Here is a 23,206-nt window from a genome sequence, read left to right as displayed (position 1 = left end):
GTACGTGGGTCAATTTTTAAGATTGTACCTTGTCCAGTTTACGCAATCATCTTAATTTAAGATGAGAGCCTAGGGTTCATTTCTAACAATAATCGGTGATGCTGCAATGTCTGGCTATCGCTTAGTGCAAAGGCATTCACCATGGAGAGCATAATGAAATTAACAATCAATAAAATAAACGGTGGCTTTTTTAGATCAGTAGCCGTGCTATCTGCACTGACAGTTTGTGCAATTCCCACCTTTGCAGCTGCTCAGGAGCTGCCTAGCGTCAATTGGAGGATGCAAGCACTTTGGGATGCGGGAACCACTCCCTATGAGTATGAAGAGAAGTTCGTAGAGCGTGTGTCCGAATTAACGAATGGTAAATTCGAAATCCGACTGTTTGCAGGTGGCCAGTTAGCGCCGTCAGCCCAAGCGTTTGAAGCTGTGCGAGCGGGTGCTTTCCAGTTGATGAAAACGTTTGATGGCTATGAGGCGGGTTCCATACCGGCATTTGCGTTTACTAGCACCTTACCGTTTGGTTTCCCTGAGTCTGATCAGTATGAAGCTTGGTTCTATGAGAAAGGGGGGATTGAACTAGCTCGCCAAGCCTATGCGACAGCAGGTCTCTACTACATTGCCCCTACGGTCTATGGTCAAGAACCTATCCACTCGAAATTTCCCATTGAATCGCTCGATGACCTTAATGGTAAGAAAGGTCGCTTTGTGGGTTTGGCGAGTACGGTGATGAGCGAATTTGGTGTATCTACCACAGGCTTGCCGACGGCAGAAGTGTATCAAGCCCTTGAAAAGGGTGTGATCGATCTTGCCGACCGTGGCGATCTAACGGCTAATCTGGAAGCCGGTTTAGGCGAAGTGGCTGGATACTTAGCCGTGCCTGGTTTTCATCAACCTACCACCGCTACCAGTTATGTAGCCAATCAAGCGGCCTACGATAGCTTACCTGACTCTTACAAAGCAGCGTTGGAAGTGGCGGCTCGCGAGATTTCGTCTTCTCTGCGCCAGCATATTCTTGCCCAGGATGCTGTGGCTCTGGAAGCATTCGAAGCTCAGGGCGTACAGATTACCTATTTGGATCCTGAGCTAATTGCTCAAGGACGTCCTACTGCAATGAATGCTTGGAGAAGTGCGGCAGGCGATGACGAATTGGCTAACGAAATTCTTAACAGCCAAATAGAGTTTATGCAGGAACTGGGTTTGATCGACTGATGGTTTGATTGACTAAGTTCAGCCTACCTAATTCCGCACGATCGCAATCCGGTATGGGCCGGATTGCACTCCTCATCGAGGTTCATTTATGGATGTTCTTCTTGGCTACTGCCGCTTTATAACGGCGCTTAACCGGTGGGTGGCTACCTTAGTTTCTGCTTTCGTGTTCATCATGGTAGCGGTTATTAGCTACGAGGTAGTGTCCCGTTATTTCTTTAACGCACCTACCACCTGGGCGATGGAGTTGGCGACTCTGTTATTTGGCCCCTATTTCTTACTTGCCGGACCTTATCTTCTGCATACCGCTGGTCACGTCAACGTAGATATTCTTTATCGCAAGTTATCTTATCGGTGGGCCGGCTTCGTAGATTGCATTACATATTCGCTTATTGTTGTGGTTACTCTAGTGTTTATTGATCAGAGCCTGCCCGTCGCATTAAACGCCTATGCAAGTGGTGAAACTTCATTTACTTCTTGGAATCCTCCCGTTTGGCCCGTAAAGGCGCTTATTCCTGTTGCTTTTTTCTTGCTCCTTTTACAAGCGCTCGCTGAAATCATCCTGGCGGTTCAGCGTGTTCAAGGCCAAAAGGTGAAAGTATGAGTTCAACGCTCGTTCTCTCAATGATGTTCATCTCATTACTGATTTTGTTGCTCAGTGGAATGCCGCTAGCATTTGTGTTGGCATTGCTGGCGATTCTATTCACGGTCGTACTGTGGGGGGCGGATGCGCTAGTGCTCACCGTGCTCCAAACGTTTGATGCAATGTCCTCTGATATTTTACTAGCGATTCCACTTTATGTGTTGATGGCTAGCGTGCTTCAGCGTTCAGGCATCATTGAAGCTTTGTATCGTGCCATGGAGCTATGGTTTCGTCGTCTGCCGGGAGGGTTGGCCGTCGGTACGGTGGCTATTTGCACGGTGATGGCGGCGATGACCGGCATTGTAGGTGCAGCTGTGGCGGCGATGGGCATTCTCGCGCTGCCGTCGATGCTTCAGCGAGGATATGACCAGCGGCTTGCGCTCGGCACTATCTGTGCTGGAGGTACACTGGGTATCTTAATCCCGCCGTCAATTATTACGATTGTGTATGCGTCGACTGCCCAGGTATCCGTTGGCAAAATGTTTGCTGCCGGTATTGTGCCAGGCATTTTTCTAGCGGGACTCTATATTATCTATATTGTTTCGCGCGCGCTTATACAGCCTAAGCTGGCTCCCCGGCAGATAGGTGAAAAGGCTAATCTCAGTGAAATGCTGGGCTCTCTTAAATCCCTGGTTCTCCCTGTACTGATTGTTTTTTCCGTGCTCGGTAGTATCTACGCCGGTATAGCAACGCCTACTGAGGCGGCAGCAGTGGGTGTAGTGGGGGCATTAGTTTCAGCAGCCTTCCAGAAACAGCTGACAGTTAAGAATCTGTCGGCGGCTTCCATGGATACACTGCGTGTGACCACGATGATTATGTGGATCACGATTGGCGCGAAGATATTCGTATCCATTTTCACCGGTACTGGTGGCGCGGATTCACTTTTGCAGTTTATTCAAGATCTTGAAATGAATCGCTGGCTAGTGCTGATTTCCATGATGGTGGTATTGATCTTTCTGGGATTATTTCTAGATGAGATTGGCATCATTCTTTTATGCGTGCCCGTCTTTTTACCTATTATAACCGCCCTCCAATTTGATCCAATTTGGTTCGGTGTGCTTTTCCTGATTACGGCGCAAATGGGCTATATCACCCCACCTTTCGGCTACACGCTTTTCTATATAAAGGGAGTGCTCCCACCCAATATAGGCATGGGAACTGTCTACCGGGCCATCGTACCCTTTTTAATATTGCAGCTGATCGCGCTCATCGTATTCATGCTTTACCCGGACATCGTTACTTGGTTGCCTGAACAACTCACACAGAAAGTGCGCTCTTAAAAGGAGATAACAAATAATGAATATAACGAACTCTCGCATTTCAGGGTTACACAAAATGTCACCCGCTGAGCGTCTAAAGAAAGTAGTAGAAGTTACTGACCTGGGCGACGACGTTATCAGCCATCTGAGTAATACCGGAAACCTGGATGCAGCTACTGCCGACTCAATGATCGAAAATGTCATTGGTACGATGAATATTCCGTTGGGTGTAGCGACCAATATGTTGGTCGATGGGCACGACGTACTTGTGCCCATGGCGACAGAGGAGTCGTCGGTCGTTGCTGCTGTCTGCAACGCAGCCCGCCAGTGCCGTTCTACCGGTGGGTTCACGACAGAACTGTCGAGCTCATATATGATTGCTCAGGTTCAGTTATTGGGGGTTTCTAACCCTGAGTTCGCCCGCTTGCAAATACTTGAGCATAAGCCGGAAATCAAAGCGATTTGTGATGAAACCGATCCTGTTTTGCTTAAACACGGGGGGGGCTTTCGTGATATCGAGGTGCGTATTCTGAAGGGGCGCACTGGGTTAATGGTGATTACGCACTTGATTGTCGATACCCGTGATGCGATGGGGGCTAATGCGGTGAACTCCATGGCGGAAGCCGTAGCTCCTTATATTGCTAAATGGACTGGAGGAAAAACGTACCTACGTATTCTGTCCAACTTGGCGGACCGCCGATTAGCAAGAGCGCGCGCAACATGGTCCTTAGGGGAAATTGGCGGGGCCGAGGTGCGAGATGGAATTTTAGCTGCCTACGACTTTGCCGATGTTGATCCCTATCGAGCGGCTACGCATAACAAAGGCATCATGAATGGAGTGAGTGCCGTGGTGTTGGCTACCGGCAATGATTGTCGTGCAGTTGAAGCGGGCGCCCATGCTTATGCGGCACGATCAGGACAATATAGTTCATTGACGCGATGGGAAGCCGATGCCGAGGGTAATCTAACAGGCACTATCGAAATGCCGCTGGCAGTAGGCTTGATAGGCGGTGCTACCCGCTCCCATCCAACCGCGCGCATTGTGCTCGATATCATGAAGATTACCACCGCCGAACGGCTCGCTTGCACGATTGCGGCAGTCGGTTTGGCCCAAAACTTTGCGGCACTCAAGGCGTTAGCAACGACTGGCATTCAAAAAGGGCATATGGCGCTCCACGCAAAAAACATTGCAGTCATGGCAGGTGCGACCGGAGAAGAAATCGAAAAAGTGGCTAATGAACTCGTTACGCACGGAAAAGTAAGAGTGGATGTAGCGGAAGAAATTCTAAAGGGGATGCGGCAGTAAGCTATCTTCATGTACATAACTAGGTCACTCATTATAGGAAGAATAAGCGGCCGGGCTGTTTCTAGCCGTTGATCATGGCATCCTGTCTATACTATCAAGCTGCTTGATTTTGATGATTTCTGCACTTCTTACTATAGAGGCGGTTATGCCAATACCTAGCTCCATACAGCTCGTTGATGCCAACCTGGTCACGCCAGACCGGGGGCAACATGGCTGATTTACAGCCGCTTTCAGCCGCACTGGAAGCGCTTTTGTCAGACGTTAGCGCACTCAGTGCAGAAAGCGTTTCGCTAGAGGCTGCAGCGGGGCGTGTGCTTGCTGAGGCCGTGACCGCGCAAATGGATGTGCCGCCGTTCGATAACAGCGCGATGGATGGCTATGCCTTGCGTGCTGCCGATGCAGGGCAGTGGCTACCGGTGAGTCAGCGCATTGCGGCAGGCACACCGGCTCAGGTGCTTGCGCCCGGCAGTTGCGCACGGATTTTTACCGGCGGTGAGATTCCTCCCGGTGCCGACTGCGTGGTAATGCAGGAGCGTGTGGGGCGCGACAGTGAGCGTGCGCTGATACCTGCGGATATTCCAGCGGGTGATAATGTTCGCCGCCGCGGGCGCGATGTTCGCCAGGGCAGTGTGTTGCTGAACGCCGGTGAGCGGCTGGAAGCGGCAGCACTAGGCCATTTGGCGGGGCAAGGGGTTACCCAGGTCAGTGTGCGCCGCCGGCCCCGTGTGGCGCTGCTGTCGACCGGTGATGAGATCATCGACCCGGGCACGCCGCTCAAGCCAGGTCAGCTCTACAACTCCAACCGGCCGATGCTTAAGCGCCTGTTGGAGAACTTTGGCGCCGTGGTGGTGAGTACCGTTAGCGTGCCGGATGACTATGCTCGCACCGTGGCACTGCTAACGGCGGCCGCCGCTGAGGCAGACTTAGTGGTCACCACTGGCGGGGTGAGTGTTGGCGAAGAGGATCACGTCAAAGCAGCGCTGGAAGCGATTGGCCAACTCGATATGTGGAAACTGGCGATTCGTCCCGGTAAGCCGCTAGCATTGGGGCGATTGCCTCGCGATGATGGCAGCCAGGCGCGGTTTGTCGGCTTGCCGGGTAATCCAGTCTCTGGTTTTGTGGGCGCGTGGCTCTTTTTGCGGCCTCTACTGGGTGCGATGCTGGGCTGCCCTGCGCTCGCAACGTTGCCAAGCATTACCGCCAGCGCAGGATTTTCCACGACTACCGGCCCGCGTGAACATTATATGCGCGTGAGGCTGAAATTTACGCCCCGTGGCGTGACGGCAATGGCCTTTGAGGATCAGAACTCTGGTGTGCTTTCGTCGTGTATCAACGCTGATGCCTTCGCGGTGATTCCTGCCAATAGCGACATAGCAGAAGGCGATTTGATTAGCTGCTTATGGCTGGCGGGCTAGGACTTGTGAAGGCTAAGCTTGTTTGCGTCCAGCAGAAGCACTAGTTGCTCCTGCTCAAAGGTGAAGCCACATAGCGCCGGTGAAAAACGTCGGGATTGCAGCAGCTTAGGCAGCGGATAGAGCATGCTGGCGGGCAGTTGCTGAAGCGAGATGTCGCCGTCCACGCCCAATTGCCAAGTGCTGGCGGCTTGGCCATTGACTGTTTGAGTATCGCGCAAGGTTAACCAGCGGCTAGGTTGGGGGGCATCGCCACTCTCTTCATCAAGCAGCGAGTGAGCATTGGCAGTGCGCAGTGACGCAGGGTGATCGGTCATCGCGAGGACGTGACATGCTTCCAGAGCAGCACGGTAACGGCCTACCCAAAATAGCACCAAGGCGACTTGAGCTTGCTCATGATGGTCACGATTCATGGGCACTTTAACCCAGTCCTTGCTGGTAGGCGCTAAACAATGCCTCTGGGTCAAGCAAGGCAAGCGCCTGGCGCTCATCGATCTGCCATAACGCACTGACGTAGGGAAGTAATGTACTGGAGAGTGTTTCGGGGGGTGGTTGCAGTAGACTCTGAGCGATTTCACAAACATCATCTAGCTGCTCTATTCTTACGCCGCTACGAATTCCCGCGGCATTGACTAATAAAATCATGCCTTTAGGAGTGCCTTCCTGGGTAGGTAAGGCGAGGAGTGGCTGCAGACTTATTACCGACTCAATTTTACCCCGTAGGTGCAGCACGCCCTCGGTGGAAGCGGGTAGTCCCGGGACATAGTAGACGGGCTGATCACTGGGTAAAATCTCACTGACTGCACTACCAGGCAGAGCAAAACGCTGGCCATTAATACGAAAGAGCACTAGCTGTTGGGTGGGCTCGTCAACATCTACTACGCTTTCGTCATCATGGTGGGCAGCTAACGCTTCTTCTAATGTCTGTGAGATCGGCTGCTGTTCATTCGCGTGGCTGTGGCGAGAGGTTTCAGCGTTCATCGGCTAGCTCCATACTTACCTGATTACGACCCAGGCGCTTGGCGCGGTAGAGCGCCTGATCGGCGTTCAGACGCAACGATTCTGTCGACGGTTGCGCAGGGAAACTGCTAACGCCTGCGCTAAAAGTGCAGCGAAAGCGAACGTCACCGGCATGAAAGTCGACCAGCGAGAAGTCTTCGCGCAAGCTGTCGATTAACCCAGCGGCCTTCTCCGCACTAATGCCTTTCAACAGCACGACAAACTCTTCACCGCCATAGCGTCCAATAATATCGGAGAGCCGCAGACGGCTTTTCAATAACCTGGCCAGTGTGATGATGACTTGGTCCCCCGCTAGGTGACCATGGGTATCATTCACCTGTTTGAAATGATCAATATCAATCATGGCCATGGCGTGCTGGTTCTCTTCGCGGTGTGCCTGCGAGAGGGTTTTCGTGATCAGGTCGGTCGTCGTACTGTGGTTATAAAGCCCGGTCATGCTGTCGCGGGTCATTAATGAACGCAGCAGGCGAAGGCGTTCGGCGCGCAGCCGCACAGCAGAGACTAATTCTTCGGGCTGTACGGGTTTGGTAAGAAACGCTTCAACGCCGGCAGCCATGGCGGAAATCTGCTTTTGGCTATCGGTCTCGCTGGAGAGATAAATAATCGGTAGCCCAACGTGCTCTGGCTGCTGACGAATAATCGTTGCCAGTTCTTCACCCGAACACACGGGCATATACACATCGACCAGCACTAAATCAGGGCTAAAGCGTTCTAATGCATTGAGTGCATCGGCAGGGTGGTGCACCTGCTGCACAATCATGCTGGCTTCCTCAAGCAGCAAGGCGTGATAGGCAGCTACTTCGGGCTCATCATCGACAATAAGCACTTTCAGCGGTTCATCCGCCGCTGGGGCAGTGAGTTCATCCACGGCGAGCATCAGATCCAGCGGTTTCACCGGCTTGGTAAAGTAGCCACCGCAGCCAGCGCGAACGGCGCTAAGGCGCGAGTGAAAATCGCCATGGGCTGATAGCACGATAGCGGGAAGCGGCTCGCCGGTTAGCTTGTTCAAACTGGTTAAGGTTTCCGTACCGGCGGTTTGGCCTTGGGGGAAGTGTACATCCATAATCACCGCATCGGGACGGCGGGTGAGAACGGCATTAAAGAAAGTCCCTGTGTCAATAAACTGGACGACTTCATGACCAAAACAGCGCAGATGATGAATAAGGTGACTGACCTGTTCTGGTTCGTCATCACATAAGTAAATAAGCCGCTGGCGTTTATTGCGTAGCGGCTCTGCTTGGTTGGTAAGCTCGAAGCTATTCACTGCCGCCAGGGCTTGCTGCTGGCCATGATGAGAACGCAAGTGCTGCTGCTCACGCTCCATCTGTTGTAGAAGCTGAGTGATATAGGTATCGATATCGCTGCGTGTGGGGCAGGAGGTCAGGGCCGTTTCAGCTTGGTCGGCGAGCAGGGCTAACCGTTCAAAGCCCAGTGAGCGACCGGTGCCTTTTAGACTGTGAAAGAAACGGTGCAGCTCTGGCGCAAGCCGCGTCTGCTCTTCCTCCGAGTTACGGCTTTGCTGCCACTGCACAGCGGTTTGAGCTAAGCGGTGGGGCAGTTGCTCAATAAAGCGCTCACGAAGCTGGTTCAGCTTATCGTGCAGCGAGGGGGCGGGCTTAGACATCAAACTACCTGCGTGAGTGATCGAAAGCGGCGATCCATTCCATCCTATATCCATTCCATCGCATCTAGTGGTACTAGCTGTCCCTTAGCTGCCTAGGGCCTGTTTGACGGCGGCTTCCAGGTTGTCAGCCAGTTCGGCGTCTTTGCTCAAACAGGCATTAAGGCCGGGCGTCTGGCGCAATGCCGCATCCGGTGTATCTCCGGAGAGTAAAATAAACGGCAGCTGATTATCTTGCTCACGCAGCATCGCCAGTAGCGTTAACCCGCTGATCAGCGGCATATGCATATCGCTGACAATTAACCCGATATCGCTGTGGTTGTTTAATTGATCAACAGCTTCCATCGCGTCGTTGGCTAGTAAGGTTTCATGACCTTGTGATTCCAGCAGAGCTGCCGTCATTTCCCCTGCAAGCGGATCGTCGTCTACGACCAGAATGTGCATGCCATGACCTCGTGTTAGTGGTTCTTTAAGTAACACTCACGGTTAGCCCAGCAGGGCTTGGAGCGTCTCTACTAAATTATTTTGATCAAAGCTGCCTTTGACGATATAGGCATCAGCCCCGACTTCTATGCCGCGCCGACGATCGGACTCTTTTTCCCGCGAGGTGATAATTATAATCGGTCGATAACGATAAACCTCATTTTCGCGCAGTCGGGCGGTCAGCGCAAAGCCATCCATTACCGGCATCTCGACATCGGTGAGTACGGCATCAAACGGCTCGGCCAGCGCTTTAGCCAAGCCGTCGCGACCATTTTCGGCCAGAGTGACATGATAGCCCCACGCTTCGAGCACATCTTTTTCTATTTCGCGGGTATTCAGCGAGTCGTCGACCACCAAAATCCGTTGTGCGGTAGCGGTGCGCTCAGCACTAGGGCGAAGCGTACTGCGTCGTGTTACCTCCAATAAAGCGGGCACGTGTAACAGGCTCACCAACGCATTGCGTCCCATGGACACCATGCCCGACACCAGGGGCAAATGGCGTAGATGTCCAGGGAGTGGCTTGATCACCATATCGCGCTCATCAATCAGTGAATCTATGATGAGAGCGAGCTTCTGGTGGCGTTGATGAACGACCAGCAGCAAGGTGGTGTCGGTAACGTTCGTAGTGGGAAGCTCTAACAGGCTAGCCAGCGAGACGACAGGCACAAACTCATTGCGCAAAATCAGTGTGCGCTGGCCAGCAGCATCAATGAATGAGTCGGTTGAGCACTCGACGAGTTCCGATACGTAAGGCGCCGTTACACCAAGCTTGACGCTACCGACACTGACCAGCAGTACCCGCATCATCGCCAGCGAAAGCGGCAGCCGTAGGGTAAAGCGCGTGCCGCGCCCCTGTTCGCTGGCAAGCTGTAAATCCCCGTTAAGCTCATCCACGACGGTGCGTTTCACCACATCCATCCCTACGCCGCGACCAGAAAAATCGGTAATCATACTTTTGGTAGAGAAGCCGGGCAGAAAAATCAGCTCAAGCGTTTCCTGTTCGCTTAGCGTGTTCAACTGTTCTTCGCTGACTAGCTGTTTGGCGAGCGCTTTTTGGCGCACCGCTTCAAGCGAAATACCCGCGCCGTCATCATGCATCTCAACCACCACCCAGCCAGCGTCCTGCCACGCTTCAATAACCAACTGGCCGCGAGGTGGTTTGCCTGTCGCCTTACGTTCTGCAGGGGGCTCTAAGCCATGATCCAAGGCATTACGCAGCAGGTGGATGAGGGGGTCTGACAAGCGGTCGATCATCTGGCGATCCAGCTCGATTTCGCTTCCACGCACGCGACAGTCGACCTGTTTGCCAAGCGACTGAGCCAGCTCACGCGACATATGCGCCAGGGGATCAAACACCACGCTTAGCGGCAGCATGCGCATTTGCAATGCCCGGTCATGCAGATCGCTCATGAGCGAGTCATGGGTTAAAACGCTATCTTTTAGCTCACGGTTAAACGCTTGAAACGGCGCCTGCTGCTCAGCGGGGAGAGAAGTGCTAAGCTCTCGCGCTTGGTCAACCAGAGAGTGCAAATGATGGTGGCCTGACAGTACTTCACCCATTAAGCGAATCACATCATCCAGGCGATCCAGGCGAACTCGCACGGTATCGCTCAGGCGTAGTTCGCTCTCGGTCGCTACTCCAGAGGGGCTGGAAGACGTATTGATCGGTTGGGGTGATGTTTGGCTTGACGCCGCAGTCGAGGACGAAGGCGTAAGAGGTACCGGGGGGCTCGGTTCGATGTCGACGACAGGGGCGTGGCCATGAGCTGCGTTTTCAAGCGCGCTACACAGCGCTTGATCAGCTGCGGGTAACGCTTCCCCTGTCACCCCATCCGCTAATTGGCTAACCAAGTCCGAAAGTCCATCCACTGCCTGACTAAGCAGGCTGGTGACCGCCGGTGTTGAGATTAGGGTGCCGTCCCGCAAGGCGCTGAGCAGCTCTTCAGTGCTGTGCGCCAGCGCCGTAATGGGCACCAGTTTTAGCATGCGCGATGAGCCTTTTAGCGTATGTGCGGCGCGGAACAGCTCGTTGATCTGTTCACCATCAGCATTGCCTTGCTCCAAGGCGCTAATCCCTTCGCGCAGCCGGGGGAGGTGATCGGCAGCCTCTTCCACAAAGCGCTGTATAAAGCGGCGAATATCCAGCGCCATATTAACCCACTCCCTGTGCGTTGCTGGTCGTTGCCAGTCTAATGTTAACCGCTTTTAAATAGCGCTCAGCTAAAAAGCGCGCATCGCCTGGTGGTAGCGGTGGGTCGATGGTCTCTAACCCGCCACTCGCGGTGGGCGCGGCTGTTAATAGACGAACGACGGCGGCATAGCAACGTTGTTGCTGTAAGGGCGCATCGGTCAGTTCGCCCTGGCGATAAAGTTCAGCTAAATAGAAGTGTGCAGGCCAGCACTCCGGGGCTGCATAAATAGCCCGTTTAAAGTAGTCGTAGGCGAGCTCAGGCTCGTGCTGCCAGCGAGAGACTAACCCGGCCAGTACCAGCGCATCGATTGACCACGGCTGTTGCTGAAGCAGGGCCTCAAGTAGCTTGGCGGCGTCATCAAAAGCGTTTTGATTGAGCAACCGATGGGCGGTGTGCAACTGGTGGGTGAGGCTGTCAGCTCGTTCACTTTGCGTTGCGAACTCCATTGACGTATTGGGGGGTAAGCCAGTGCCGCTGGCTAACCCTTCGCTCGCGTTCTCACTGACATCAGCACTGCCATTAGTCGAATTACCCATCGCGAGCAAAGCGGGCGGAGAGGGAGCGACTGGCATTGATATGGACTTCTCTGGATGACGAAAATAAAAAACTCCCTGGGCTTCGGTGAGCTCAAACACGCCTAGATCATTCCCCAGGGTTTCGGTGACCCCGCAGAGTAAAATGCCATTGGGCGCCAGTAACTGGCTGAGCTGCTGATGAATTTGACGCCGAGTCTGCTGATCAAAATAGATCGATACATTGCGAAAGAGAATGACATCGAAAGGACCGCCTGGGTGGGTCTCTGCGGCGTTTAATAGATTGAAGGAGTGAAAGGTAACCCATTGGCGCAGTGATTCGCGGAGCTTAAAGCGCCCCTGGTGAGGGCAAAAGTAACGCTCTTTAAAGGTGGGCGAGAGGGCGCGAAACGCCATGCCGCCATACACGGCTTGGCGGGCCTTAGCGAGAACTTGTTGATCAAGGTCGCCGCCTGAGATGTTAAATAGCGTTTTGGCTCGTTCTCCAAAGCACTCATATAGCATCATGGCGATGCTATAGGGCTCTTCGCCAGAAGAGCAGCCAGCACTGAAGATAGAGATGGGGCCATTTTCAGTGGCTAAACGCTCAGGGAGATAAGTGTCAATCAACCAGTTTAAGGCGTCTGGCTCGCGACAAAAGTACGTTTCGTTAACCGTCAGTTGACTGACAAAATGGTCAAATAGTGTTTGGTCGCGGGTTAAAAGCGCAAGTAACTGCGAGGTGTTAGTGAGTCCTGTGGCGGCTTGTAAACTGGCGACTGCCCGAAATAGCCGAGCTTCGGCTAAACCCTCCAGGTGTAATCCGCAGCGTTGATATACCAGGGTTTTAAAAGCGGCAAAGGTGCTCATGCGAAGGGCTCCGGTCGGCCATGATGACCGAGTACCGCACGTAAAAGCCGGTTAGGCAGGCTATCGAGCGGCAATTCATACTGAATGACGCCTGCTTTAACCGCTTCTTGATTCATGCCGTATATCACTGAACTGGCTTCATCTTGCGCAAAGGTGGTGCCGCCTGCCTGAGAGATCGCCCGCATGCCATTAACGCCGTCACGCCCCATACCAGTCAAAATAATGCCAATCGCATCACCGCCATAGACTTCGGCGACGCTTTGCAGCAGTACATCGCAGCTGGGATGGTAAAGTGAGCTTTCGGGGCTGGGTTGAAGCTGGAAGCGATGGCGTGGCGTCACGCATAAATCACTTTCTGATGGCGATAAGTAAATATGCCCAGGGCGCAATTGCTCGCCTTCCTGGCCGACACTGACTGGCAAGGCACACAGCGATGCCAGCCATTGGGCCATGCCGCCAATAAATCCATGACTGATGTGCTGAGCAATCACAATGGGTGCTGGAAAACCGTCGGGTAGTGTCCGCAGCACGCGTACTAATGCTTGTGGGCCGCCGGTAGAGCAAGCAATCGCGATAACGTGCTTAAAATCGCGAGGTACACCTCGCAGTGGCGTCATCAGTGTCGAGTGAACCGATGTTGTTGGTGAGGAAAGCGTGCAACGCCGGCGCAAGCGAGTAATCACCGATACCCCCGCCAGTAGGCGAACCCGCTCTAACAGACGTTCGGCGTCTGCCTCATCCAGAGATGGTTTTGGCATGACTTCTAGTGCGCCTACTTCTAGCGCGTGGTAGGCCGTTTGAGCATCGGAGCGGTCACTAATCACCAAAATCGGTACGCCTTTGGTGTACATGATCTCTTCGATGGCGCTTAGGCCATCCATCACCGGCATGTTGAGGTCCATGGTGATTAGCTGCGGCGCTAAACGTCTGGCCAGCTCAACAGCCTCACGGCCGTTAGTGGCTTCCCCGACGATGTCAATGTCACCGTCTCGGCTGAGAATATCGCGTAGCACGTCGCGGGCTACTTGGCTGTCGTCGGCAATGACTACCCGAATTACACTCATCCGATATCCTAATCAGCGGTTTTTTATTTATCGTTGTTAACTGTTTTTGCCTGAGCGATGGTGAACTCCTGCACCAGCGCGTTGAGTTCGATCGACATATCAATCATGTCCTGGCTAATGTCGGTAATGCTGCGCACCGAGTGCGCATTACGAGAACTGGCCGTATCGATATCACGCAGAGCCATGACCACCTGGCTACTGGCGGTTTTTTGCTGCTGAGTAGAGAGCGATATCTGCTGTGCCGCGCTGCTGGTTTGGCTGGCCGCTTTGAGCAGCGCTTCCAGATCTTGAGCGGTGCTCATACTTGCCTCAACGCCTTGCTCAATAGAAGAGGCGCCTTTTTCAGACGCGACCACCAAACGATTGATCGCCGTCTGGATATCATCGGTATGCTTTTCAATTTCCTGCGTAGAGTCCGTCACACTGTCAGCTAAGCGGCGTATTTCATTGGCCACCACTGAAAAGCGGCGTCCAGACTCGCCTGCGCTTGAGGCTTCCAGCGCGGCATTAAAGGCGATCAGTTTGGTCTGGGCTGCCAATGTGTTGATCAGTTCCATGACCTTATTAATCTGTTTGGATTTAGCTCCGAGGGTCATTATTTCGGCGAGGCTCTGCTCGCTGTCGCTACGGATATCCTGCATTTTCGACTGCAGAAGCTGCATAGCAGTGCTGCCTTTACGGCTACGCTCTAACGTTTGGTTGGCGACATCTACCACCGACTGGGAGTGATCGGCTATTTGGGTGGATGAGGTGGAAAGCTCTTCCATCGTTGAGGTGATTTCAGCCACCGACGACGCCATCTCTTCAACGGCAGCTGCCATGGTTTGGCTAGCTTCATGGTGAATATCACTACCGTGCACACCCGAAAGCCCTGCGGTTTTTGCCAAACGCTCCGCTACGTGCGTCAGCGCCTGGGAGTTCTTGGCTACCGCAGCAATAGCGCGGGAAAGGCGCTCAAGCAGTTCGTTGGTTTGATCCGCTAAATCGCCCAGCTCCGCTTTGTCGTCGGTACTGACCCGCCGCGATAGATCCAAACTGTGAGTAATGTCTTTAAGCTGACCCTGAAAATCAATCAATGGGCGAATAAGTCTCCCCGTTAGCGGGTAGAGCACCAACAAACCTGCTAGCAAAATGAGCAGTCCTATACCGCTGGACGCCAGGAAGCGCTCGCGGGTAGACGCCAAGTACGCCTCTTTATTGACTTCAACCATGAGGTAGCGCTGCAATTCCGGTATCCAGCGTGTGCTGATCAGTAGGGTTTGGCCGTCGCGCTCAATCTCGTCTACTTGCAGCTGTTCGTCACGTTGCAGGCGCTGCGCTGCTTGTGGGGGTAGGGCCTCCGCTACGTCAACACTACTAATGGTTTCACCACTGTGAACGAGCATCTCACCTTCAGCACTCAGCAGAGAAGCGCGACCATCGTCACCTAGCCGAAAGTCTTCAATAAGCATGGCCATGTCAGAAAGATCAAGCCCTGCGCCTGCCACTACCAGCGGTCGACCGTTGGCTGCATTTGCCACACTGCGGTAATTAACATATACAAAGGCTTCATCGGTTGAAAAGGTATCGCTATCCAAATTCAACTCGTACATGGCATTACCTTCCGTGAAGCGGTAATACCAGTCGTCTTCGTTACCCGGCGGTTGGATAATACGCTGAAGAAATTCACCGTCGCGCAATTGAAAATAGTAGCCCCTGCTCTGGTATTGAGCGGCAATAAAGAGCAGTTCCGTATCCAGCTGTGCCATCAAACGCGAGAGATAAGTCGTGATCTCATCCTGGCGCTCTTGGGGCATGCCCTCCTGTACCCACTGCTCAATAAAGTAGCTGTTAGCGAGGCTCTCAGAAACGGCTAAGTCCTGACTGAGGCTGAGGTTGATATGGGCAGCAAGCCCTTCGATTTGAGCAGGCAGCTCATTATTTAGCAGATTATCAAGCCGCGCCTGACTATGGGTTCGAGCCTGAAGGTAGAGCGCCAACAGCATTGCAAGCGCGAGCACCGTTCCAAAAGAGAGAAATAGCCGAAGCCGTAGGGGTAGATGTTTCCAGCGCGCCATCATATTCGCCGTTGCTCCAAAGTAAACGGTGTCCCTGAAGACGCGGCAAGACTCGCATCAACGCTGTTGGGTAACGCTCAGGGTAATAAAGGTGAAGAGGTGAGTGCTACTCTATTGATTAGATCGGCTCATTAGATCTGCTCTTTAGAGTAACCCCCAAATTAGTAACCTCGATTTCAGCTTTTTTCGGTAGCGATGTCCAGCGTTTGTCGGAGGGATTTAGTCTTTGCTTTTATACAATCGCGTGGGGCACAAAGCAGGAGGAGTCTTTGGTAATCCGGCCAACGTCTTCGCGAATGCCCATGCCACAAGCGCGGTCGCCCACCACCCAGCTGCCAATTAACGCGTGGTTATTACCAAAGCGGGGCATGGGGTGATAGGCCTGGCGAATCCAGGGGCTGTCAGTATAGGGGCCGTCTACTGCCTCGCGATGGCCGGCTGGTGTGATCAATTCAACGTTGCTGCCTTCTCGAGAGAAGAATGGCTTGCGCACCCAGCCTGCTGGCAGCGGCGGGCTATTGGCATCCTCGAAAAATGCCGGTAGCAGATTGGGGTGGCCCTCAAAATGCTCCCATAGCAGGGGGAGAATGCCCTTGTTGGACAGAATCGCTTTCCAAGGGGGCTCAAACCAGTGGGTGTTTAGCTTCGGGATATATTCGCCGAAGGCATCGTCGGCCATCTCTTCCCACGGGTAGAGTTTGAACAGTGCGTGAATGGGTTGATTATCCAGATCAACGAAGTGCTCGGCACCGGGCCGCAGGCCAATATCTTCGGTGTAGATAAACGGCGCCTTAAGACCCGCCTGCACCGCCACATCCTGCAAGTAGTGCACGGTGGCACGCTCTTCAGCGTTATCTTTGATGCAAGAGAAGTAGAGCATGCGCGCTTCAATGCGATCACCAAGGTGGGCCATGGCATTGATCAGCCGCTCTTGGATCGAGTTGTACTGATCCGCGTGGCGCGGCAGGATACCTTGCTCGATGGCCTGCTCAAGCCATACCCACTGAAAAAAGCCCGCTTCGTAGAGCGAAGTAGGGGTGTCGTAGTTGAGCTCCAGCAGTTTCGCCGGGCCATCGCCTGAATAGGCAAAATCCATCCGCCCGTAGAGGTGCGGCTGACCCGACTTCCACGAGTTGTGGATGCTGTCCCACATATGCTCGGGCAGCGCCAAACGCTGCATAAGTGCATTGGAGTGGCAGACCTTATCCACCAGCTCCATGCACATCTCATGCACCGCCTCGGTAGGCCCTTCAATGTCACGCTCCACCTGCTCTAGGGTGAACTGGTAGTAGGCGTCCTCTTTCCAGTAAGGCTCCCCGTCGATGGTGTGAAAATGAAAGCCCAGCTCGTGGGCCAGGGCTTTCCAGTTGCTTCGTTCAGGGATATCAATTCGCAGCATGTTGGTATCCGGTGATAGCTAGGAGCCCCAGCCGCCCCGGGCCGAAGAGCGCGAGCCAAAACCTCGGCGTTGAGAGGTCGCCACTGAGCTGCGCATGGCATCATTACGCTGAGTAACGCGCTGGGTGGCCTGATTGGTAGCGGTGTTCCAATTGCCCTGGTTTTGACGATTGCGGTACACCGGCTCCTGGTAAACCCGCTCGAAGGAGCGTCCACGGTTGGTGTTGGACATCATGCTGCCGACCATATAACCCATCATGGCAGGCATGAACCAACTGCCACCGGTGCTACCCGTCGCCGCTTGAGACTGCTCTTCAGTTGGCGCGGTACAAGCGCCTTCACCATTCTCAGCTTCGCACTCTTCCAGGGTGCTATAGCGCGGCACCGACTCTAAAGAGGCTTCATAAGCGTCTTCGCAGGCGCTACGGGTATAGACATTCTCAGCAACGCAATCCTCAACGCTCTGAAAGCTGCGCGGCTCGTCAAATTCGATCTCGGTGATTTGCTCTTCCTGGGGCGGCTGGCCACAGGCAGTAAGACCAAAGGCGCTGGCGCCCATCATCGCCAGAGTTAAACGCCCGCTGCGCTTGCGGCGGGGCAAATGGGGAGTGTGATCGTGTTTAGACATTCGGGCTCTCCTTTACCACGTCGTCGTTACCAAGTCATCGAAGCGGCGTTGAGCAAGCCGACTGCCACGGCCACACTGGCCATTAAAATGCCGTAGGCCTGATGGCCTTCGGTAATGTGCTGAGACAGGCTTTCACCCTGCTTGCGCAAAAACAGCTTAACGCCAAAGAAGGTGGCTAACTGAACGATAAAGGCGACGATGCCCCAGAGCACAAAATCGATAAAGTTGATCGAGTGCGCCATTGCGCTGTAAAGCGGAATGGTAAAGCCAAGAATGGAGCCGCCGTAGGCAGAAGCGGCGGCTGCGTTACCTTCACGAATCAGCGTCCACTCGTGATGCGGAGTGATGCGACTGTAGCAGTACATAAAAGCGGCGAGCAGTAAAATCGCGGTCACTAGATAGGCGATAAATGACGGCAAGCCGTACAGGTAGTTCACCATGGTGGTGGTTTCCTTTTGTCGTAGGTAAAACGTATTTAAAGAACGGCGGTAATGATTACATGGCGTCGATATCGACGGAGGCTACATCTACCCCCACGTTGTGCACCACCATAAAGCTGCCTTCGTCATCATTTTCAGCGCTCATCAGCAGGTACTCCATGCGCTCGGTGCCTTCGATGGTACGCTCATAGAGCATTGCATGGTGGGTCACATGGCGGGCTGACACGCTCTCGGTGGTCATTACCTGCTCTTCGAAAACCACCGGCGGCGACCACAGGCTGTCGCCATTCCCCCAAACTCGCTGATAGGTGCAACTGCGCGCTTCCTCAGTGGTTGAGGTGAGCGAGACAGTTTGGGCGCCGATGCTGTCGGGCTGCTTATCTTCACCGTTGATCAAATTATCAAATTCGGCATCCGAGAGATGGGCAACACGGTAAAAGTCGAACAGCTTATATTCAAGCACCTGGCCGTTCTCAATGTTGGCCTGTAGCCAGGTGTCGTTGTCCAGATAGAAGCGTACGAGATGCGCACCCTGGCCTAGATCGACATGCCCGACGGCGGCAATGTGATGATAGGCATCGTCGTCCCAGCGAAACAGCGCATCGGCATGGGCGCGCAGGCCAATCAGCTTAATATTGACGCGACCATCCAGTCGCAGGCCTTCTAGATCTTCCTGGCTGACGCTCATGGGCAGGCCCGCCGCTACCGGGCGGCCCGCTGCCTGCTCGGGCTGCTTCTGCGTGGTAGCGCGAAAAAGTGCTTTCAGGTTGTTAAGCATGGCCTGCCTCGCTAATGAGCTTGTTGAAGAGAGAACTTACTCTTGTGGAGCGCTTTTCTTTGCTTTCAGGCGCGCTAATACATCGTCTGCTTTGCGCTGCGTGCCGCCGATGCCCGCTGATTTCAGGCGTGCTTCCAGCGAGCTACCGCTCTCTTCCGCAGCCATCTCGTCTGCGGCCTTCATTTGTGCCGAGTTAAGCTGCTGGCGCTCTTTAATGCGCTCCAGTGACTCCATGGCGCTGCTCATGGCGCTGTTCTGGCCTGAATGGCGAGACGCGACGGCAGACTGGGCCTTTTGCGCTGACTCGGTGGCTTTCACCACGCTCACCTGCTGTTTGAGCTGGCGAAGCTGGTTGTCGGTGCCGCGAATTGCGCTGCGCAGTTTTTCAATGCTGGCATCGTACTCGCTCACAATCGCGCGCTCGGCTTCCAGGTCATCCTGCAACGCTACCATGCGCTCAGCCACTTCCACCGCGAGTGCTTCCTCGCCTTTATCCAGCGCGGCTTCGGCGCTTTTTTCCAGCTCGGCGATTTTGCTTTCCAGCGTATCGGCTTTATTGCTGTTTAGTTGGCGCTGGCCCATCAAGCGGGTGAGCTCGGTTTTAGACTGGCTCAGGTGATTTTCCGAGTCGCGGATTTCCTGGTCTAAAATGCGCAGCGCCTGGGAATCTACCACTGTTTGACCGGTTTCAGTCGCTTTGCCACGCAGGGCGGTCATTATTTTGCTTAACATAAATAATCTCGCTTATACGTCACCTGGGTGGTGACACTAATGGATAACGGTAGTTGGGAGAATAGACGAACAATGGGTAAACGTTAGGCGAAGTGCGTTTGTATCAGTTCGGCGACGTCCATGGCCGCACTGGCCGTGGCGTGCAGTTCGGCACAAATTGATTCAAGTTTGGAGTCGCCAAACAGCTGCCCGTAAGCCACATAAAAGTCGTGTCCGTCGATTTCGACAATACCCACGGAAGCCAGCGGTAACGAAATGCCCTGGCGCAGTAAGACGTCGTTAAGTTCGGCGGCGTTTTTGACGCTGTTCACGGCCACTATGGGCGACATGGCGATCCACTCATTTTCACTGCGCGAGAGGGTAATCGGCAAGTTGCCGTAGTCGTTGAGCTCCCAGATCAGCGTCTGATTCGCCTCATCCAGGCTAATGGTCGCTTCGGGCCATTCAAGGGTCGCATTTCCGCTGCTGGCGGAGGCTGGCTGGGTGACCAACTTATAGAGTTCGCTGGCAGTGATGCCGCTCGTGACGGTAGGCGTAGTCAAGGTGATTTGCTCCATCGTTCGTTAAGTAGTTTCACCTTAACACTTAGGAGAGCAAATGGTTCCTTTTCCCAGCAAAGCCCTGCTAAAAGCCCCGCACGCGGCGGGGCAAAAAAGGGCAGCAGAGTATGCTGGCAGGATGGGCAACTAAGAAGTTCGATAGGTATCGTTAAACTGCTTGCGAAGCTCATTTTTCTGCACTTTGCCCATGGTATTGCGGGGGAGTTCATCGACAAAGAAGACCCGTTTGGGCTGCTTATACTTGGCTAGCCGACCATCTAGATAGCTGATCACCTTATCTTCATTAAGCTGATTTTCAAGGGCTCCTTGCTGGCGCACGACCACAGCGGTCACCCCTTCACCAAAGTCAGGATGGGGTAGCCCGATGACCGCGGATTCAGCGACTTGGTCGAGCTCGTCAATCACCTGCTCCACCTCTTTAGGGTAGACGTTGTAGCCGCCGGAAATCACCAGGTCTTTGTCGCGACCTACAATATGCACATAGCCTTGTTCGTCGACCATGGCGAGATCGCCGGTAATGAAAAAGCCGTCGTCTAACAGCTCCTCGCGGGTTTTTTCAGGCATCCGCCAGTAGCCGATAAACACATTCGGGCCGCGAATCTGCAGCATGCCAATCTCACCCGACGGCACTTCATCGCCGGTTTCGCGATTGGTAATACGCATCTCCACGCCGGGCAGCGGCATACCCACGGTACCTGCTCGCCGTGCGCCTTCATAAGGGTTGGAGAGGTTCATGTTGGTTTCGGTCATACCGTAGCGCTCAAGAATTGCATGACCGGTTTTGGCTTCAAACGCCTCGTGGGTCTCGGCGGTTAGCGGGGCTGAACCGGAGACGAACAGCCGCATGTTGGCGGTAACATCAGTCGTCAGGCGTTCATCCTGAACCAAGCGCGTATAGAAGGTAGGAACGCCCATCATCACACTGCCACGGGGCAACTCTTCAAAAATGACATCCGTATCAAACTTCGGCAGGAACAGCATGCTGGCGCCCGCCATCAGGGTGACGTTGCAGGCAACGAATAAACCGTGGGTGTGGAAAATTGGCAGCGCATGGATCAGCCGGTCATCGGCGCTGAAGTGCCAGGCTGTTACCAAGGTTTCAGCGTTTGAGGCGAGGTTCTTATGCGTCAGCATGGCACCTTTCGAGCGCCCGGTGGTGCCGGATGTATAAAGAATAGCGGCCAGGTCGCGCTCGCCAAGTGCCACGATATCCTCCCGTGGCGCTGCCGTGCGAGCGGTTTCCATTAGACTGCCATCACCAGCGCTATCCAGGGTAGCCACCGCAGGGCAGCCGGTTTCAGCGGCAAGCGCCTGCGCCTCGTCGAGGAACTTAGGGCGGCAAACAAACAGCGCGGGCTCGGCGTCGTTCAAGAAATAGCGTATTTCATCGCCGGTATAGCCTGTATTAAGGGGCAAGTAGACGCCGCCAATGCGCAGGCAGGCCAGGTAAAGCAAAATGGCTTCAGGGCTTTTATCTACCTGCACGGCAACGCGGTCGCCTTGCTTAACGCCTAACTCGGTTAGCGCGCCAGCAAGCTGTGCACTGATAGTCAGCGCATCGGTGTAGCAATAGCGGCGGCCATCGCGGGTGGTAATGAAATCGGCCTCAGCGCGCTCGTGCATTTTGGCAGCAAAGGTTTCAAATAGGTTGTGGCTCATTTGGTGGTCTCTCCCTTGGCCAGCTTGCGGGCGCGTCGAGCGAGGTCGCGCACCTCATTGGAGCAAGCAACAGTCGCCTTGGCGGTGTAGTTTTCGTGGTTGCGTTCGATATCGTCTAGCACATAGAGGTAGTTGACCATCAGGCCTGCGGCTTGTTTAAAGCCTTTCTCGGAGATATCGCCCAACCAGTTAATGCGGTGGAGCTCGGCGCCGTTGCCGAGGTGAAAGCGGGCCACCGGGTTGAGCGGCAGGCCGTGGCGGTTCTTCTCTTCGACCAGGTAGCGGGCAGCCAACGGGCGAATGGCGGCTTTGAGCTGCTCTTCACGGGCTTTATCTTGATGCCATCCCGGTGTTTCAAGCCCTTTGAGCGATTGACGCAGTGACTCGGGAAGCTGCTCATCATTGCGCTGCTCCTGCAACCACTGGGCAAAGCCGGGCACCGGCGAGAGGGTGACGAAGTATTTCAACTGCGGCAACTCCTGGGAGAGTTCTTGCACCACCTGCTTGATCAAAAAATTACCAAAGGAGATGCCGCGCAGGCCGGTCTGGCAGTTGCTGATACCAAAGAACGCCGCTGTATCAGCATCTTCGGGGTCGTCGACCCCTTTTTTGCTATAGCTGCTTTCGCCAGAGAGGATGGGCTGAATTCGGCTTGGCAAACCCTTGTGGAGGGCCACTTCCACAAAAATTAGCGGCTCGTCGCCAATCGCCGGGTGGAAAAAGGCGAAGCAGCGCCGATCACGTGCATCCAGCCGCCGACGCAGATCGTCCCAGTCCTGAATTTCGTGTACCGCTTCGTAGCGGATGATCTTCTCTAGAATCGAAGCGGGGGTGTTCCAGTCAATCCGTTTGAGCATCAAAAAGCCGCGATTGAACCAGGAGCCGAACAGGTGAGCAAAGTCGTCGTCAATGGCCGCCAGTTCCGGCTGTTCGCGCAGCAAACCCAACAGGTCTTCACGCATTTTAACCAGCTCATAGGTACCGTCGCTGGCCAGGTTTAAACGCCGGAAGAGCTCCTGGCGACGCGGCTCGCAGGCTTCAAACAGGCGCTGGAGTGATTGGTTGTCGCGAACCTCCTGGTACGCCAGATAGGCCGCGTCAATGGGGCCGGGCTCGGCCGCAAAGTCCGTCGTTAGACGAGCAAAAAAGCGGCTTTTCTCAGCCGGTGAGAGGCGCTGATAAATCGCCAAGGCGCGGCTTGCCAGCGCAATGCTGGAAGCTTCGCCATCACTTTCCAGCAGCTTCTGGCAGGCGTTGACCAACTGCCCATGGTCAGGCTTTAACGTCTCCGGCTGGCGTCGCCGTAACAAGGCATCACGCTGGGTGATGTTGTTAAACACTTCCTGCAAAAACAGCATGTTCATGG

21 protein-coding genes are annotated in these 23,206 nt (G+C 54.2%); 5 read left to right on the top strand and 16 right to left on the bottom strand.

All coding sequences use genetic code 11. The annotated features are described in order from the left end of the window. The first annotated feature begins 279 nt into the window (after positions 1 to 279). The 5 genes from dctP (at position 280) to AC5TBW_RS16720 (ending at position 5,829) form a co-directional block, all read left to right on the top strand. Positions 280 to 1,209: a TRAP transporter substrate-binding protein DctP gene (gene dctP / locus AC5TBW_RS16740; protein ID WP_495509643.1), complete on the top strand. Its 930-nt coding sequence runs from the start codon at positions 280 to 282 to the stop codon at positions 1,207 to 1,209. Positions 1,210 to 1,297: 88 nt separating this feature from the next. Then, positions 1,298 to 1,810, top strand: a complete 513-nt coding sequence (locus AC5TBW_RS16735; protein ID WP_495509642.1) for a TRAP transporter small permease subunit — start codon at positions 1,298 to 1,300, stop codon at positions 1,808 to 1,810. Next, on the top strand, positions 1,807 to 3,129 hold the full coding sequence (locus AC5TBW_RS16730; RefSeq protein ID WP_495509641.1) for a TRAP transporter large permease: 1,323 nt from the start codon (positions 1,807 to 1,809) through the stop codon (positions 3,127 to 3,129). The genes AC5TBW_RS16735 and AC5TBW_RS16730 overlap by 4 nt, the downstream gene beginning before the upstream one ends. Before the next feature lie 16 nt (positions 3,130 to 3,145). After that, the gene (locus AC5TBW_RS16725; protein WP_495509640.1) at positions 3,146 to 4,414 is read left to right on the top strand and encodes a hydroxymethylglutaryl-CoA reductase, degradative; all 1,269 of its coding nucleotides are present in this window, start codon (positions 3,146 to 3,148) and stop codon (positions 4,412 to 4,414) included. Between the two features lie 209 nt (positions 4,415 to 4,623). Beyond that, a complete protein-coding gene (locus tag AC5TBW_RS16720) occupies positions 4,624 to 5,829 on the top strand; it encodes a molybdopterin molybdotransferase MoeA (RefSeq protein ID WP_495509639.1) in 1,206 nt (401 codons plus the stop codon). Here the strand turns inward: AC5TBW_RS16720 and AC5TBW_RS16715 are convergent. The 16 genes from AC5TBW_RS16715 to AC5TBW_RS16640 form a co-directional block, all read right to left on the bottom strand. Continuing rightward, positions 5,826 to 6,239: a hypothetical protein gene (locus AC5TBW_RS16715; protein WP_495511980.1), complete on the bottom strand. Its 414-nt coding sequence runs from the start codon at positions 6,237 to 6,239 to the stop codon at positions 5,826 to 5,828. The genes AC5TBW_RS16720 and AC5TBW_RS16715 overlap by 4 nt on opposite strands. Positions 6,240 to 6,246: 7 nt before the next feature. Beyond that, on the bottom strand, positions 6,247 to 6,807 hold the full coding sequence (locus AC5TBW_RS16710) for a chemotaxis protein CheW (RefSeq protein WP_495509638.1): 561 nt from the start codon (positions 6,805 to 6,807) through the stop codon (positions 6,247 to 6,249). Beyond that, entirely contained in the window at positions 6,797 to 8,470 is a 1,674-nt protein-coding gene (locus tag AC5TBW_RS16705) for a diguanylate cyclase (protein WP_336273907.1), read from the bottom strand. Before AC5TBW_RS16705 ends, AC5TBW_RS16710 begins: the two co-directional genes overlap by 11 nt. An 84-nt stretch (positions 8,471 to 8,554) precedes the next feature. Beyond that, positions 8,555 to 8,911: a response regulator gene (locus AC5TBW_RS16700; RefSeq protein ID WP_495509637.1), complete on the bottom strand. Its 357-nt coding sequence runs from the start codon at positions 8,909 to 8,911 to the stop codon at positions 8,555 to 8,557. A 42-nt stretch (positions 8,912 to 8,953) separates the two neighbouring features. Further along, entirely contained in the window at positions 8,954 to 11,101 is a 2,148-nt protein-coding gene (locus AC5TBW_RS16695) for a hybrid sensor histidine kinase/response regulator (RefSeq protein WP_495509636.1), read from the bottom strand. Position 11,102: 1 nt separating this feature from the next. Continuing rightward, a complete protein-coding gene (locus AC5TBW_RS16690) occupies positions 11,103 to 12,524 on the bottom strand; it encodes a CheR family methyltransferase (protein ID WP_495509635.1) in 1,422 nt (473 codons plus the stop codon). Then, entirely contained in the window at positions 12,521 to 13,588 is a 1,068-nt protein-coding gene (gene cheB, locus AC5TBW_RS16685) for a chemotaxis-specific protein-glutamate methyltransferase CheB (protein ID WP_495509634.1), read from the bottom strand. The genes AC5TBW_RS16690 and cheB overlap by 4 nt, the downstream gene beginning before the upstream one ends. Before the next feature lie 23 nt (positions 13,589 to 13,611). Further along, positions 13,612 to 15,648 carry a methyl-accepting chemotaxis protein gene (locus tag AC5TBW_RS16680; RefSeq protein ID WP_495509633.1) on the bottom strand — a complete coding sequence of 679 codons (2,037 nt, stop codon included), beginning with the start codon at positions 15,646 to 15,648 and terminating at the stop codon, positions 13,612 to 13,614. A 229-nt stretch (positions 15,649 to 15,877) separates the two neighbouring features. Next, positions 15,878 to 17,044, bottom strand: a complete 1,167-nt coding sequence (locus AC5TBW_RS16675; protein ID WP_495509632.1) for a glutathionylspermidine synthase family protein — start codon at positions 17,042 to 17,044, stop codon at positions 15,878 to 15,880. Positions 17,045 to 17,062: 18 nt separating this feature from the next. Continuing rightward, positions 17,063 to 17,671, bottom strand: a complete 609-nt coding sequence (locus AC5TBW_RS16670; protein WP_495509631.1) for a DUF1190 domain-containing protein — start codon at positions 17,669 to 17,671, stop codon at positions 17,063 to 17,065. Between the two features lie 26 nt (positions 17,672 to 17,697). After that, a complete protein-coding gene (locus AC5TBW_RS16665) occupies positions 17,698 to 18,111 on the bottom strand; it encodes a DUF350 domain-containing protein (RefSeq protein ID WP_336273899.1) in 414 nt (137 codons plus the stop codon). Between the two features lie 55 nt (positions 18,112 to 18,166). Then, positions 18,167 to 18,889: a DUF2491 family protein gene (locus AC5TBW_RS16660; protein WP_495509630.1), complete on the bottom strand. Its 723-nt coding sequence runs from the start codon at positions 18,887 to 18,889 to the stop codon at positions 18,167 to 18,169. A gap of 36 nt (positions 18,890 to 18,925) precedes the next feature. Next, positions 18,926 to 19,621: a PspA/IM30 family protein gene (locus AC5TBW_RS16655; RefSeq protein WP_495509629.1), complete on the bottom strand. Its 696-nt coding sequence runs from the start codon at positions 19,619 to 19,621 to the stop codon at positions 18,926 to 18,928. An 83-nt stretch (positions 19,622 to 19,704) separates the two neighbouring features. After that, positions 19,705 to 20,163 carry a DUF2170 family protein gene (locus AC5TBW_RS16650; RefSeq protein ID WP_495509628.1) on the bottom strand — a complete coding sequence of 153 codons (459 nt, stop codon included), beginning with the start codon at positions 20,161 to 20,163 and terminating at the stop codon, positions 19,705 to 19,707. A gap of 144 nt (positions 20,164 to 20,307) precedes the next feature. Continuing rightward, complete coding sequence (locus tag AC5TBW_RS16645; protein WP_495509627.1) at positions 20,308 to 21,840, bottom strand: malonate--CoA ligase; 1,533 nt, start codon at positions 21,838 to 21,840, stop codon at positions 20,308 to 20,310. Then, a complete protein-coding gene (locus tag AC5TBW_RS16640) occupies positions 21,837 to 23,204 on the bottom strand; it encodes a malonyl-CoA decarboxylase (RefSeq protein WP_495509626.1) in 1,368 nt (455 codons plus the stop codon). The genes AC5TBW_RS16645 and AC5TBW_RS16640 overlap by 4 nt, the downstream gene beginning before the upstream one ends. Between the last annotated feature and the right edge of the window lie 2 nt (positions 23,205 to 23,206).

It is taken from the genome of Vreelandella sp. ssv (assembly GCF_059448525.1).
The sequence above is the reverse complement of the archived record's forward strand: the minus strand, read 5'-3'. Positions and strand labels throughout refer to the sequence as shown.